This window comes from Micromonospora fluostatini (genome assembly GCF_050410825.1).
Lineage (GTDB): Bacteria > Actinomycetota > Actinomycetes > Mycobacteriales > Micromonosporaceae > Micromonospora > Micromonospora rosaria.
The window spans coordinates 974,317-988,506 of record NZ_CP191251.1 but is presented as its reverse complement, the minus strand read 5'-3'; the positions used below and the strand labels follow the sequence as shown (position 1 = coordinate 988,506).

The 14,190-nt window shown below is 75.6% G+C and carries 11 protein-coding genes; 5 read left to right on the top strand and 6 right to left on the bottom strand.

Going from position 1 to position 14,190, the window contains the following annotated elements; translation table 11 throughout:
* The first annotated feature begins 12 nt into the window (after positions 1-12).
* The 3 genes from ACQUFX_RS04460 (at position 13) to ACQUFX_RS04450 (ending at position 4,777) form a co-directional block, all read left to right on the top strand.
* The gene (locus ACQUFX_RS04460) at positions 13-1,008 is read left to right on the top strand and encodes an AAA family ATPase (protein ID WP_067373676.1); all 996 of its coding nucleotides are present in this window, start codon (positions 13-15) and stop codon (positions 1,006-1,008) included.
* 8 nt (positions 1,009-1,016) lie between these two features.
* Positions 1,017-2,240 (top strand): DUF58 domain-containing protein, encoded by a 1,224-nt coding sequence (locus ACQUFX_RS04455; protein WP_428964749.1) that lies wholly within the window; start codon positions 1,017-1,019, stop codon positions 2,238-2,240.
* Between the two features lie 74 nt (positions 2,241-2,314).
* Complete coding sequence (locus tag ACQUFX_RS04450; protein WP_428964748.1) at positions 2,315-4,777, top strand: transglutaminase family protein; 2,463 nt, start codon at positions 2,315-2,317, stop codon at positions 4,775-4,777.
* A 72-nt stretch (positions 4,778-4,849) separates the two neighbouring features.
* Here ACQUFX_RS04450 and ACQUFX_RS04445 read toward each other — a convergent pair whose 3' ends face one another.
* The 4 genes from ACQUFX_RS04445 to ACQUFX_RS04430 all read right to left on the bottom strand — a co-directional run bounded on the left by ACQUFX_RS04445 (position 4,850) and on the right by ACQUFX_RS04430 (position 8,190).
* Positions 4,850-5,557 (bottom strand): NPCBM/NEW2 domain-containing protein, encoded by a 708-nt coding sequence (locus ACQUFX_RS04445; RefSeq protein WP_428964747.1) that lies wholly within the window; start codon positions 5,555-5,557, stop codon positions 4,850-4,852.
* A gap of 61 nt (positions 5,558-5,618) precedes the next feature.
* Positions 5,619-6,410, bottom strand: a complete 792-nt coding sequence (locus ACQUFX_RS04440; RefSeq protein ID WP_428964746.1) for an SDR family oxidoreductase — start codon at positions 6,408-6,410, stop codon at positions 5,619-5,621.
* Positions 6,407-7,408 (bottom strand): LLM class F420-dependent oxidoreductase, encoded by a 1,002-nt coding sequence (locus ACQUFX_RS04435; RefSeq protein ID WP_428966860.1) that lies wholly within the window; start codon positions 7,406-7,408, stop codon positions 6,407-6,409. Before ACQUFX_RS04435 ends, ACQUFX_RS04440 begins: the two co-directional genes overlap by 4 nt.
* Before the next feature lie 122 nt (positions 7,409-7,530).
* A complete protein-coding gene (locus ACQUFX_RS04430) occupies positions 7,531-8,190 on the bottom strand; it encodes a maleylpyruvate isomerase N-terminal domain-containing protein (RefSeq protein WP_428966859.1) in 660 nt (219 codons plus the stop codon).
* A 194-nt stretch (positions 8,191-8,384) separates the two neighbouring features.
* Here ACQUFX_RS04430 and ACQUFX_RS04425 point away from each other — a divergent pair, with 194 nt between their 5' ends.
* A complete protein-coding gene (locus ACQUFX_RS04425) occupies positions 8,385-8,837 on the top strand; it encodes a YbhB/YbcL family Raf kinase inhibitor-like protein (RefSeq protein ID WP_067364692.1) in 453 nt (150 codons plus the stop codon).
* Between the two features lie 59 nt (positions 8,838-8,896).
* On the opposite strand, the gene ACQUFX_RS04420 is transcribed toward ACQUFX_RS04425, so the two are convergent.
* Complete coding sequence (locus ACQUFX_RS04420) at positions 8,897-9,784, bottom strand: phosphatase PAP2 family protein (RefSeq protein WP_428964745.1); 888 nt, start codon at positions 9,782-9,784, stop codon at positions 8,897-8,899.
* 191 nt (positions 9,785-9,975) lie between these two features.
* On the opposite strand from ACQUFX_RS04420, the gene ACQUFX_RS04415 reads away from it, so the two are divergent.
* Positions 9,976-10,626 (top strand): DUF3159 domain-containing protein, encoded by a 651-nt coding sequence (locus tag ACQUFX_RS04415; protein ID WP_428966858.1) that lies wholly within the window; start codon positions 9,976-9,978, stop codon positions 10,624-10,626.
* Between the two features lie 440 nt (positions 10,627-11,066).
* Here the strand turns inward: ACQUFX_RS04415 and ACQUFX_RS04410 are convergent, their stop codons facing one another.
* Positions 11,067-13,958: a glycoside hydrolase family 48 protein gene (locus tag ACQUFX_RS04410; protein WP_428966857.1), complete on the bottom strand. Its 2,892-nt coding sequence runs from the start codon at positions 13,956-13,958 to the stop codon at positions 11,067-11,069.
* Positions 13,959-14,190: the final 232 nt, after the last annotated feature.

Below are 14,190 nucleotides of genomic sequence, written 5' to 3'. Positions count from 1 at the left end.
CCCTGACCCACCGTGAACACGCACGAGCCGCTCAGCCAGCAGGAGGTGCAGGGCTTCGCCGCCCTCGCCGCCCGGCTGGCCGAGAACGTCAACTCGGTGGTGCTGGGCAAACCGCAGGTGGTCCGGCTCGCGCTGACCGCGCTCTTCGCCCAGGGTCACGTCCTGCTGGAGGACGTCCCGGGGGTGGGCAAGACCACCCTGGCCCGGGCCATCGCCGCGACGGTGCGGGGCGAGTGGCGACGCATCCAGTTCACCCCCGACCTGCTCCCCTCGGACGTGGTCGGGGTGACCATCTTCAACCAGGCCACCCGGGGTTTCGAGTTCCATCCCGGCCCGGTCTTCGCCAACATCGTCATCGCCGACGAGATCAACCGGGCCTCCCCGAAGACCCAGTCGGCGCTGCTGGAGGTGATGGAGGAACGCACCGTCACCGTGGACGGCGTCCGCCACCCGGTGCCGCAGCCGTTCCTGGTCGTCGCCACCCAGAACCCGGTCGAGATGGACGGCACCTACCGGCTGCCCGAGGCGCAACTCGACCGGTTCCTGGTGAAACTGTCGGTCGGGTACCCCGACGAGGCGGTCGAGGTGGAGGTGCTGCGCGGGGCCACCGTCCGCTCCCCCGAGGCGCTGACCGCGCTGACCGACACCGCCACCGTCGGGGAGATGGTCACCATGGCCCGCCGGGTGCACATCGCCGAACCCCTCTACGGGTACGCGGTGCGCCTGGCCGCCGCCACCCGCACCCACCCGCACGTGCGGGTCGGGGTGAGCCCCCGGGGCGTCATCGCGCTGACCCGCGCCGCCTGCGCGTACGCGCTCATCGACGGCCGGGGCTGGATCATGCCCGAGGACCTGAAGACCCTCGCCGAGCCGGTCTTCGCCCACCGGCTGCTGCTCACCCCCGAGGCGCAGGTACGCGGCATGAGCGCGGCCGAGGTGCTGCGCCAGGCGGTGGCGTCGGTGCCGGTGCCACTGCCCTCGGGGCAGCCGGCCCCGGCGCGGGGCTGACCGGCGGCGTGGGCATCACCGCCCGGGGCGCCGGGCTGCTCGCCGCCGCCGCGCTGCTGCTCGGCGCCGGCCTCCGCTTCGCGTACCCGGAGCTGACGCTGCTCGGCGCGGCGGCCGGCCTCGCCGTCGGCTACGCGCTGGCCACGGCGGCCTGGCGGCCCCGGCTCGCGGTGTCCCGCCACGCCGACCCGGACCGGGTGACCCGGGGCGAACCGGCGACCATGACCCTCACCGTGCGCAACGCCGGCCGGCTGCGCTCGGCGAACCTGCTCGCCGAGGACCGCTGCGGCCCCACCACCGTGCCGGTTCCCCTGCTGCGGCTGCGACCCGGCCGCGACACCGAGGTCCAGTACAACGTGCCGACCAGCCGCCGGGGCGTGGTGCCGGTGGGCCCGCTGCGGGTGACCCGCCGCGACCCCCTCGGCCTGGTCTGCCTGGCCCGCCCGTACGGCGGCACGGTGCCGGTCTGGGTGCACCCCCGCGTCCACCCGCTGACCGCCACCCCCACCGGCGCCGGACGCAGCCTCGACGGCCGGGTCGACGGCGTCCCCCACGGCTCCATCACCTTCGACTCGCTGCGGGAGTACGTGGTCGGCGACGAGCTGCGCCGGGTGCACTGGCGCACCAGCGCCCGGGTCGGTGAGCTGATGGTCCGGGAGAACGTCGACACCAGCCTGCCCCGCCTGGTGGTGCTGCTCGACAACCGGGCCGCCGCGCACCCGGACCGCGTCGACGGGGTCGCCGAGTCCTTCGAGTCGGCCTGCGAGGCGGCGGCGTCGGTGGTCACCGCCGCGCACCGGGCCGACCTGCCGGTCACCCTGCTGCTGGTGGCCCCCGAGGCCAGCGGCCTGCCCGACACCGACCCACCCCCCGGGACCCCGGACACCACCGCCCCGGCCGACGCCGCGACGACCCTGCCGGGCGGCGGCGGGCCGCTGGACCGGCTCGCCGCCGTCGAGCTGGCCACCGGCGACGGCGCGACGGCGCTGCGCACCGCCACCTCCCGGCTGCGCCAGGACCGCCTCGGCGACACCCTCGTCGTCCTCACCGGCCCCGGAGGCCGCGCCGACCTGGGCCTGGTCGGCGCGCTGCGCGGCGCGTACCCGTCGGTGGTGGTGGGGGTGCTCGGCGCGCGGGAACCGTCGGCGGCCCCCGCGACCGGACCGGTGGTGCTCGACGCCGCCGACGGCGCGGCGTTCGCCGCCGAGTGGGACGGAATCCGCCGGTGGTGACCGGCGGCCCACCGGCCGGCGCCCACCTCCCGGACGTGACACCGGCGCACGGGACGGGACCGGACCCGACACCCATGACACACGCCGCACCGCCGCACGCGACGGGACCGCAGACGACGCGGGCCGCACCGGACCCGGCGGGCCCGGCGCGCGGGTCGCGGACCGGGCGGCTGCTGCGGGCCGCCGTGCCGCCACTGGTCCTGGTCGCGCTGGTCTCCCTCGCCGGGACGGTCCTCAGCCGGGTGTACGCCGACGACCTGCTGACCCGCCTCGTCGTCGGCGCGGCGGCCGGCTCGGTCCTGGTCAGCGTCGCCGCCCGCCGCCTGCGGTCCTGGCTGGTCGCCCCCCTGTCGGTGGCCGCCCTCGCCGGGTACACGCTGTGGTCGGTGCGGCTCGCCGCCGACGCCGCCGACCTGCCCGGCGGGCTCGTCGAGGTGACCGCCGACGCCGCCCGCAACGCGATCCCCCGGCTGCTCACCGCGATGATCCCGGTCGAACCCACCCCCGACACCGTGCTGGTGCCGCTGGTCGCCGCCTGGCTGGCCGGCCTCGCCGCCGCCGAGGTGGCGCTGCGGGCCGGCCGGGTCCTGCTCGGCTACCTGCCCCCGGCGGCGCTCTTCGCCGGGGCCCTCTACGTGGTGGGCCCCAACGCGGACCCGGCGATCTGGCCGGCGGTGGCCTTCGTCGCGGTCGCCGCCGTCGGCCTGGCCGTGCCGGACAGCGGCCCCACCGGGCCCGGCGGCGCCCCCACCGCCCCGGGACCCGCGACCCCGCCGGCGGTGCGGGCCCGCCTCGCCGTCGCCTCGGCCACCGGGGTGGTGCTGGTGGTCGCCGCCACCGCCGTGGTCGGCCCGGCGGTCGCCGCCCTGGTCGACCGCCGGCCGGTCGACCCCCGCCGGTACGTGGAACCACCCCAGGTGGACTCGCTCGACGAGAACCCGCTGATCCGGATCTCCGGCTGGGCGCTCAACCCCGACCAACGACTGCTGGAGGTCGACACCACCCGCCCCGGCGGCCCCGCCGGCGGCAGCACACCACCCCGCATCCGGCTCGCCGTGCTCAGCGACTACGACGGGGTCACCTGGCGGGTCGGGGCGACCTACCGCAACGCCGGACGGATCCTGCCCGCCACCGAACCCCCGCCGCACACTACCGTCGACGAGATCCGGCAGGAGATCACCGTCGCCGACCTCAGCGGCCGGCTGCTGCCCGCCGTCCCCACCCCCCGCGAGGTCACCGGCGCGCGGGTGGCGTACGACCCGCAGACCGGCACGCTGATCCGGCCGGAGGGGCTGACCCCGGGGCTGCGGTACACGGTGACCTCGGCCCGGGAACGCCCGGACCTGAACCTCCTCGCCACCGCCGACGTACCGGCCGGCGACCCGGTGGCCCGGGTGCTGCGGGTCGCCGACGGGGTACCCGAACCGCTGCGCCGCCTCGCCACCCAACTCGCCGAGGAGAACAGCGCCCCGTACGCGCGGGCCAGCGCGATCGAGCAGTTCCTCGCCGAGCACTACCGGGTGGTGGCGGACGCGCCCAGCGGGCACGCGTACCCGAACCTGGAGTTCTTCCTCGTCGGGCCGCGCAACGGCGGCGGGCAGCAGGGCACCTCCGAGCAGTTCGCGGCGGCGTTCGCCGTGCTGGGCCGGCTCTGCGGGCTGCCCGCCCGGGTCGTGGTCGGCTTCCGGCCCGGCGGGGACGGCCCGGTGCGGGCTGCCGACGCCATCGCCTGGCCGGAGGTGCTCTTCACCGGGCTGGGCTGGGTGCCGTTCGACCCGATGCCCCGGCCGGACGAGGAACCGCGCCCGGTGGAGGAGGACTTCCGGCCCCGCCCGGAGGAGACCCCGCCCCCGGACGTCCCGGAGCCCACCCTGGAGCCGACGCCCACCCCACCCCCGGCGGCGGCCCCCGGACGCACCGACACCGACGGCGGCGTACCACCGGTGGTGCTGGTCGGCGGCGGGGCCGGCGGCGCCCTGCTGCTGCTGACCGGGGTGCTGCTGGTGCTGGCCGCGATGCGCCGGGCGCAGACCCGCGCCCGGTTGGGGCGTGGCGACCCGGCGGCGCGGATCGCCGGGGCGTGGCGGGAGGTGACCGACGCGCTGCGGCTGGCCGGCCACCCGGTCGGCGGCGACCTGGCCGCCACGGAGGTGGCCGCGCAGGCCCGCACGGTGCTCACCGAGGCCCGCGCGACCCGCACCCCGCAGCGTCCAGGCACCCCACCCGCCCCACCGGGATCCGGCCCGGCGTGGGCCGACTCAGCATCGGTCGACTCAGGCTCAGGCACCTCAGCGTCAGCCGGCCCGGCCTCGGCCGCCTCAGTCCCGGGCGGCCCGGCCTCGGCTGGCCCCGCCGTGGACGACCTGGCCGACCTGCTCAACCAGGTGGCGTTCGCGCCCGGCAGCACGACCGGCGAGCAGGCCGACGGGGCGGCGGCGGTGGCCGGCGGGTACGTCGCCGCGCTGCGGGCCGCCCGCCCGTGGTGGCGACGCCTGCTCTGGTCGGTGCACCCCGGCCCACTGCGCTGGCGACGCTAGCCCCGGGCACCAGTCGGACCCCGGCCGCCGGTGCGGCACGCCACGGCACAACCGGCCGCGCGGCGTGGCCGGTCAGCGGCGCAGCCGGGGGTCGATCCACACGCCGACGTTGTTGTCGTGGCACTGGTCGGTGCTGGTGGTGCTGATCCGCAGGCCCACCTGGGTGGCCTCGCTGACGTCCACCTTGACCGCCCGGGTACGCCCCAGCCCGACGCTGGTGGTGAAGACCGACTTGCCGTCGACGAGCACGGCGAAGCGCAGCGGCGCCGGCACCGAGTCGTCGGCCACCCCCACCCGCGCCTCCAGGGTGGAGTATCCACGGCTCGTCACGAACGTCGCGGTGAAGTTGTCGTTGAGCCAGCACGGCGAGGCGGAGAGCACCGTGTCGTACCGCCTGCCGGCGACGACCTGCGGTTCCTGCTGCCAGCCCTCGAAGTCGTCCACCTCCGGCAACTCGGTCAGCGACTGCTGCCCGGCCTCGGGCGGCGCCTCGCCCGGCGCCGGGCTGGACGGCCCGCCCGACGGCGGGGCCGCGCCCACGGTCGGCGACGGGGTACCGGGTCCGGTCACCCCGACCGTCGGGGGTTCCGCCGACGCGGGCGGGGAGGCCGCCGGCCCGGACGGGGACGCCGACGCGACCGGCGGCGCGTCGCCGGCCAGCCGGCCCCGGACCAGCTCGACGGTGACCGGGATGACGGCGGCGGCCACGGTGGCCGCTGCCGCGATGACCGCACCGACGATGGCCGGGTTCCTCCGTCGGCGGTTCCGCTGCGTGGACACGCGTCGATTGTGTCAGCCGCCGCCCATCCCGGCGCGCCGATGCCCGGAACCGCCGGCCGGCTCAGCCGCGCAGTCGCCGGACCAGCTTCCGCAGCCCGCTCTGCCAGCCGTCCGGGTCCTCGGCCCGCCGCCGGGCGTACGCCGCCACCTCCGGGTGCGGCAGGATCAGGAACCGCTCCTCGGCCAGCCCGGCGATCACCGCGTCGGCCACCACGTCCGGGTCGAGCACCGCACCGGACGCGGCGATCACCTGCGCGCCGAGGTGCCCGGCGGCCAGCCCGTCGGTGAGCATCGGCGTGTCCACCCCCTGCGGGCAGAGCGCGCTGACCCGCACCCCCTGGTCCCGGTACGTGATGGAGAGCCACTCGGCGAACCCCACCGCCGCGTGCTTGGTCGCGGTGTACGGCGCGTCGCCGACCGCGGTCAGCAGGCCCGCCGCCGAGCAGGTGTGCAGCAGGTACCCGCTGCCCCGGCGCACCATCCCCGGCAGCACCGCCCGCGCGGCGTACACGTGGGACAGCACGTTGACCCGCCAGGACCGCTCCCAGTCGGCGGCGTCGGCGTCCAACCCCGCGCCGGTGGCCACGCCCGCGTTGGCGCAGAACAGGTCGATCCGCCCGTACCGCTGCTCGACCTCGGCGACCAGGGCCCGCACCTGCTCCTCGTCGGCGGCGTCGAGCGCCTGCGCGGACGCGGGCCGGCCGATCCCGGCCGCGACCTCCCGCGCGGCGGCGGCGTCGAGGTCGGCCACCACGACCGCCGTCGCCCCCTCGGCGACGCAGCGGCGGGCCAGGGCCGCGCCGATGCCGCCCGCTCCCCCGGTGACCACCACGACCCGTTCGGTGAGGTTCACGCCGGCTCCCCCGCCGTCGCTGAGTCCGAGCCGTCCGGCGGGCCGAGGCGGGTGACCAGGTCGGCGAGGGCCGCCGCGCCACCGGCGACCAGCTCCGGGGTGGGCAGCACCGCCAGCACCGGCACCCGCACCCCGGCCGCCACGTACCGGGCGACCTGCTCCCGGCACCGCTGCGGCGAACCGTGCAGCACCAGCTCGTCGACCAGGTCGTCCGGGACCGCCGCGGCGGCGCCCCGCCGGTCACCGGCCGCCCAGGCCCGCCACATCGGCCCGAGCTGCTCGGCCCGCCCCAGCCAGCGGTGGAACTCGGCGTACGCGCCGATGGTGAGGTACCCGGCGATCAGCCGCCGGCCCAGCGCGCGGGCGTGCGCGGCGTCCTCGGTCGGGCAGACGAAGATCCGGGCGACCACCTCGAACCCGGGCCGGCTCGGCTGCACCTGCGCCAGCGCCTGCGGCACGTCCCCGGCGGCCAGCCAGTTCAGGATCACCCCGTCGGCCTCCGCCCCGGCCAACCGCAGCATCCCGGGGCGCAGCGCGGCCAGCAGCAGCGGCGGCGGCACCGCAGGGGGACGGTCCAGGGTGAACCGACCGACGGTGAACGTCGGGTACGCCTCGTCGACGGTCTCCCCGGCCAACGCCGCCCGCAGGAAGCGCAGCACGTCCCGGGTCCGCCGGTACGGCTCCACGTACGGGGTGGCGTTCCAGCCCTGCACGACCACCGGTGAGGAGGCGCCGATCCCGAGGGCGAACCGGCCGGGGGCGGCCTCGGCCAGTGCCGCCGCGCTCATCGCCAGCAGCGCCGGGCCCCGGGTGAACACCGGCGCGACCGCCGTACCGAGGCGCAGTCCGGGCTGCCAGGCGGCGGCCAGGGCCAGCGGGGTGAACGCGTCGGCGCCGTTGACCTCGGAGGACCACAGGTCGGTGAAGCCGGCCCGGGCCAGGGTCGCGTAGACGTCGGCGTGCTCGGCCAGCGGTATCCGGTCCAGCGGCACCGTCATGCCCCATCGCGTCGTCACCGCTCGATCCTGCCCGCGCCACGCCGCCCCGGCAACACCCCCACCCGGCGTCGATGAACCGGGGCCCGACCGGACCGGCACCGGTGCGCTGCCGGGCGGGGCGGTCAGTCCGCCGCGAAGGCCGGTGGCCGCAGACCCGCGCCGGCCAGGGTGGACCGTTCCGCGTCGGTCAGCGGGGCCCGGCCGGTGAGCTTGCGGATCAGGGTGAGCCGGTCCCAGTCCAGACCGGCGGGCAGGTCCCGGCCGTCGGTCAGCAGCCCGGCGACGACCACCGCCGCGTCCGGCGTCAGCCACGGCGTCCGGTCCAGGGCGTACGCCAGGTCCAGGCCGTGCACCCCGACCTCGGTGACCCGGGTGGCGAGGAAGTCGTCCAGCCGCATCGGATCGCCGTGGCGGGTCCGGACCAGCCGGCCGGCCGGCTGCCGGGCGACCGCCGCGTCGGTGGCCCGCCAGGCGTCCAGGAGACGCCCGGCCAGTTCCGGTCCGGTGGCCGGCTGTCGGGCGGCCCGTTGGGCGCTGTCGATCCGCTCGGCGTCCACCTCGGGGGCGAACTTGTCGGCCCCGTAGTACCCGGTCGCGTCCACCCGCGCCCGCTCGGGTGGCGGGGCGGCCAGCATGTCGACCAGCCGGCCGACGCCGGTGTGCACGTGCGCGACGAGGTCCCGCACGGTCCACGGCGGGCAGCCGGTCGCCCGCCCCAGGTCCGGCCCGTCGAGACCACGCAGCACGGTGGCCAACCGCTCGCACTCGACCCGCAACGCCATCCGTACCGTCTCCACGGCCGCCCCCCTCCCCCGTGCCCGTCCGGCATCGGCCGGGCTGTCCCCGATCATGCGCGCGGTCGCGGGCGGCCCGGCGCACCACCCCCGTCGCGCCGCCCGCGACCGGCGGGGGTGGGCGGTTTCGCCGGGCCCGGCACGGGTACCCGCCGCCGGACGGGCAGAGGAGGGGGCGACACATGGCCGGCATCATGCTGCGCAGCACCGCGTTCACCGACCACGACCTGTTGCCGGGGCGGTTCGCCCAGGAGGGCGGGAACGTCTCGCCGCCGTTGGAGTGGTCCGGGGTGCCCGACGGCACCGCCGAACTGGTGCTGCTCGTCGAGGATCCGGACGCCGGACGTCATCCGTTCCTGCACTGGCTGGTCACCGGGATCGCGCCGGCCTCCGACGGGGTCGCCGAGGGCACCGTCCCGCCGGGTGGCCGGGAGTGGCCCAACGGGTTCGGCGGGACCGGGTGGGGCGGCCCGAACCCGCCGCAGGGCGACGAGGCGCACCGGTACTTCTTCCGGTTGTTCGCCCTCGGCGCCCCGCTGGACCTGTCCGGCGCGCCGCAGGCCGACGACGTGCACCGGGCGGTCGCCGGGCGGGAGATCGCCAGCGGCACCACCGTGGGGACGTACTACCGCTGAGCCGTGCCGCCCGGCCGGCCACCGGCCCTCCGGGGGTGGGGTCGTGGCGGGGCGGGCGGTCAGCCCTTGTGCCGGGGGACCAGCCGGTGCACGACGGCGAGCACCAGCGCCGCCACCACCGCCATGGCGCCGACGATCCCGGCTGCGCTGCCGGCGTACCCGGCCAAGAGCGGTCGCCGGGTGAGCGCCTCCGGGGCGACCCGGGGCAGGTCGACCAGCCAGGCCAGGGCGAGGGCGGAGACGCACAGCGCCAGGACGCCGGCCACGCCGAGCACCACGGCGGCCTTGCGGTGGGCGTCCTCGGGGGCGATCTCGGCCTGTTCCCGCTGGGTGATCAGCAGCAGCAGGCCGGCCAGCGCCGTCCAGACCCCGACCACCAGGTACGCCGCGACCGCGTCGCTGGGGCGGTGCCAGCCGGCGGAGAGGGTGGCCACCCCGGCGATGGCCGCGTAGCCGGCGGCGAGGTACGCCCCGAGGACCCGGACCTTCGGCGGCAGGACCAGCATCAACGCCATCGCCACCGAGGCGGCCACGGTGGTGTGCCCGCTGGGCAGGCTGTTGCCGACGAACGCCCGTTCCGGGTCGACGCCGAAGTCGGGCCGGGCCAGTCCGTACTTGAGTAGTTGGGTGGTGACGTTGGCGCCGGCGATGAGCAGGGTCGCCGTGATGGCCAGCGCCACCCGGCCCCGGATCAGCGCGATGAACCCGATCACGGCGGTGGCCGCCAGCAGGGAGACCACCGACATCGCGTTGAGGACGTGGTCCATCGGCCTCTCGATGCGGCTCTGGCCGATCTTGTTGCCGGTCAGCGCCACCGTGTCGAGCCACTGGCCGAGGAAGGTGTGCACGGCGAGGTGCCACACCGCGAGGAAGGCGGCCACCTGGACGAGGGCCAGCACGACCAACCAGACCGCGGTCCAACCCCTTGCCGTCGCTCGCACCCGCACACCGTAGCGGCCTGACACCACCGGAGGTCCGGTGGCCCGCCGGTGGTGTCGGGTGCTTAGGTGGAGTGGACGGCGAGGGGGGTGACGTGACCGGCACCACAGGTCGGGAGCAGGGACAGGACCAAGAACGGGCGCAGGAGCGGGCGCAGGGACCGGCGCAGGAGCAGGAGCGGCCGGAGTCGCTGGCGGACCTGCTCGGCGGGCGGCGGGGCGCGGTCGACGCGACGCTGCCGCCGGTGGCGTTCGCCGTCGGGTGGCTCGCCGGCGGCCACTCGCTCTGGGGCGGGGTGGGCGCCGCCGTGGCGACCGGGGTGGTGCTGGCCGGTTGGCGGCTGCACCGGGGCGACCGGCCCCGCTCGGTGCTGATCGGGCTGCTGGCTGTCTGCGTGGCCGCGCTGATCGCGCTGCGCACCGGCCGGGCCACCGACTTCTTCCTGCTCCAGTTGCTGTCCAACGCCGCCAGCGCGCTCGCCTGGGCGGTCAGCATCGTGGTGCGCTGGCCTCTGCTCGGGGTGATCGTCGGGGCGGTGCTCGGTCAGCGTGGCCGGTGGCGGCGGGATCCGGCGCTGGTGCGCGCGTACGCCCGGGGCAGTTGGGTGTGGGCGGCGACCTACGTGCTGCGCCTGGCGGTCTTCGTCCCGCTGTGGTTGGGCGGGCAGGTGGTCGCGCTGGTCGTCGCCCGGGTCGCGTTGACCTGGCCGCTGGTGGCCACGGCGTTGGCGGTGAGCTGGCTGGTGATCCAGCGGTCGCTGCCGGCCGGGCACCCGGGGCTGCGGCACCCGGCCGGGTCGCCGCCCCCGCCGCACGGATCTCAGCCCCCGCCGCGGGCAGAGCAGACGTAGGGGCCGCGGACCGCGCCCAGCGGACGGCAGGCGCAGGAACCGCAGCCACAGGCGCAGGAACCGCAGGCGCAGCCGGACGGGCCGTGGACGCAGCCGGGCCCCGCAGCAGATGCTGCGGGGCCCGGTGGAGTTGAGGGAGAGGCCGCCACGGGGGGAGCGGCCTCTCCGGTGACGTACGTTACTCCGTTTTGAGCCGGAGCGTTATCCCACGGGCCCGCCTTTTTTCATCCGGATCCATGGGATGTCCTCGCGTTTCACCGCCGAACGCCGGACGGTGTGGGTGTGGTGGGCCGGCCGCGCCGCTGCGTTGGCCGGACGACCGGCCCACCACGGCCTGATCGTGGGAATCAGGCCCGCTGCCGACCGGGAGTCGTCCATCCCCGGATCCGGTCGGCACCTCCGGGTGGACGGACGCCGCCGTCCGCCCGGAGGAACTCCGATCACCCGTTCGGGAACGCCTTGCCGTAGTCGGCGTAGGCCATCGCCACGTCCGCCTGCGCCCAGAACCGGTGGTAGTTGAAGACCGGCTCCGGCCCACCGTCGAGGTACGCCTGCACCTTCGGCCAGGCCGGGTCGTTCTTGTAGAAGGACCGGATGTCGACGAAGCTCTTGCCCGGGGCGATCACGTCGCCGTTGGGCATCCGCCCGGTCCAGCCCTGGGGGATGTACAGACCCTGGCCGGTCGAGGCGTTGTAGGTGTCGTCGAAGCGGCGGTAGTCGCCGCGCGTCTCCGGGGTGGAGACACCCTGTGCGTCACTGGCCGCGTGCAGCGCGTCCAGCAGCCCCTTGGCGGTGTTCTTCGCCGCGGTGTTGCCCGACTTGGCCGCGTACGCGATCAGGGTCCGGGCGTAGGCGGCGGCGATGCCGACGTCCTGGCCGGTCGAGAGGACCTCGACCCGCAGGTTGGGGTTGGTGTGCGGGTAGCCGGCCCAGGTGGTGGGCTGGCCGGTCCACTTCAGGTCGGCCGGGATCGACCAGTTGGCGCCCAGGGTGGTGTTGGCGATCGCCCACGGCACCCACTTGTCCAGCAGCGCCTTGGCGCGCTCGTTGCCGGTCTGCTGGTACAGCTCGGCGATCCGGTGCATCGACCACGCCTGCATGCCGAACCACTGGTTCGACGGCGGGTCGTTGTAGACCGGGTCCACGTCGTAGTACATGCCGTGGAAGGTGGCGGTGCCGGCCGGCGGCTGGCCGTAGTGGCCGCCCCAGCTGTTGGTGGCGCCACCGGCGATGCCGCCGTCGGCGGACTGCAGCCAGGTGTACAGCTCGAGCTGCCGCTCCAGGCTCTTGGTCCAGTCCGCCGCCGCGGTCGGCGACTTCGGCGCCAGCTCCGGGGTGTTGGTCAGGGCCCAGGCCGCGAACGGGTTCTGGTAGCCGAAGTGGCTGTGGCTGGAGCCGATCCGCCACGACCAGTTCTGGTTGGCCTCGTACGCCCCGCCCCACGAGTAGTACCAGGAGAGCAGGTAGTGCGCCGAGTCGCGGCCGGAGGCGGCCGGGCAGGTGCTGGCCCCGACGCAGTTGCCGACCTTCTTGAAGTACTTGTCGAACAGCGCGTACCGCAGGTAGTCACCCATCTTGGCGGCCTTGGCGACCGTGGCGGCGACGTCGGCCTGCTTGTTCTGCTCCTTGGCCCAGACCAGCGCCCAGTAGGCGGCCTGCACCGCGCGGGCGTCGGCGTCCGGGGCGTTGGTGTACTTCCACTGCTTGGCCGGGGCGTTGGACTCCTTGATGAACAGGTCCAGGTAGCCGTACTGGCCGCCGTGGCGGAAGGTGTCGCAGGAGGGCTGCGGCACGGTCTCCCACACCGACTCCTGGGTGCCCCGCTGGAAGGTGTTGATGTACGCCGGGCGGGTGGTGCCGTCGCCGCAGCGGCCGTAGCCGTAGACGTTGTCCACGTCGAGCAGCCAGTGCATGCCGTAGATGCTGCCGGTGCCGTAGGCGGCCTGCAGCTCGTTGCGCAGCGGGTCCTGGCCGACCGGCACGTTCGGCTCCAGGGCCGACGGGTACTGGCTGGGCAGGTCGTGCTCGGCGGCGTACTGCGGGGTGCCGGGCGAGCCGGCGGTGGGCTGGTCGGCGTTGGACGGGATGATGTACTTCTCCATCACCGTCCAGGCGTTGTTGAACGGCGCCCAGTTCTGGGTCACCCGCCCGTAGTTGGCCTCCAGCCAGAGCCAGAAGCTGAACGCCTCCGAGGTGGTCTGGTGGCCGTGGTCGGGAGCCTCGACGATCAGGGTCTCGATCGAGTGGTACGGCACGCCCTCGGGGCTGAAGTACCCGGAGTTCTTGATCTTGCCGTACTGCTGGAGGAACCGCTCGACGTAGACGTTGTCGCCACCACCGGGCACGTCGTTGTCGATCTCGGTCGCGGTGATCGCCAGCGGCGCGTACCCGGTGGCCGAGGCGGTGATCGTCGCGGTGCCGCCGACGGTGTCGGCGTCCTCGGCCGCGGCGACGGTGACCGTGGCCCCGGTGCTCCAGTTGGCCGTGGTCAGGGTCAGCGACGTCGGCGAGACGGTGATGTCCGAGTCACCGGTGCGCGCCAGGGTGACCGGGACGTTGCCCGACGGGGCGCCGCTGAGCTTCAGGTTGAACGTCGTGCTGCCGCCCTCGTTGACGCTGACCGCCGAGGGGGTCGCCACCAGCGTCGGCCCGGTGGCCGGGCTGACGGTGAAGGTCTTCTCGGAGACCGCGCTGAGGTTGGCGTTGTCGTACGCCTTGGCCTGGACGGTGTAGTTGCCGGCCGGCAGGTCCTCGAGGGTGTACGCGTACGGGGCGGTGGTGTCGGTGTTGACCAGCAGCCCGTTGCGGTAGAACTCGACCTTGCTGATCGTGCCGTCCTCGTCGGCCGCGGTGGCGGTCAGCGGCACGTCCGCCGGGGCCACGAACGGGCCGGCGGGCACGTTGAGGGTGACCGTCGGCGGCTTCTGCACCGTGCCGCCGCAGGTGACACCGTTGACCGAGAACGAGGTGGGCTTCGGGTTGCTGCCGGTGTAGGTGCCGTTGAACCCGATGCTGGTCGACGCGCCGGTGGCGAGGCTGGCGTTCCACGCCTCGTTGGTCGCGGTCACCTCGTTGCCGGTCTGGGTGAACCGGGCCGACCAGCCCTGGGTGACCCGCTGGTTGCCGGGGAAGGCGAACTTCAGCGTCCAGCCGTTGATCGCGTCACCGAGGTTCTTGATGGTGACGTTGGCGGTGAAGCCGCTGCCCCAGTCGTTGGTCGCGTAGACCACGTCGCAGGCGGGGGCGGCCTGCGCGGGACCAGCGGGCAGGGTCACCCCGCCGACGGCCAGCGCGGTGGCGGCGAGCATCGCCAGCCGGCGACGTCTTGCCATGAGTTTCATGTGCGCGGTGTCTCCTCGGGCCAGGCCGGGCGCGAGTCCCGGCAGAGCGCCTCCACGCGTGCGTCACACGTAGGGGACGGAGGCGCCCGGAATGGGGTGGTAACCCGGCGGTATCGGCCGGGCTCGGCGGACCCCCGCAGGGACCCACCGTCGTCGGGTGCCGTACCCGGTCAGGGACCGGATTGCCCTCGGCGACCCGCACTCGCGCGCACTGGCTCCGCGT

Bases quoted from the DNA above. Each gene is read 5' to 3' on its own strand.
- ACQUFX_RS04450 (WP_428964748.1), top strand. From the start codon at position 2,315: ATGACACACGCCGCACCGCCGCACGCGACGGGACCGCAGACGACGCGG.
- ACQUFX_RS04435 (WP_428966860.1), bottom strand. From the start codon at position 7,408: ATGACGGTGCCGCTGGACCGGATACCGCTGGCCGAGCACGCCGACGTC.
- ACQUFX_RS04430 (WP_428966859.1), bottom strand. From the start codon at position 8,190: ATGGCGTTGCGGGTCGAGTGCGAGCGGTTGGCCACCGTGCTGCGTGGT.
- ACQUFX_RS04425 (WP_067364692.1), top strand. From the start codon at position 8,385: ATGGCCGGCATCATGCTGCGCAGCACCGCGTTCACCGACCACGACCTG.
- ACQUFX_RS04410 (WP_428966857.1), bottom strand. From the start codon at position 13,958: ATGGCAAGACGTCGCCGGCTGGCGATGCTCGCCGCCACCGCGCTGGCC.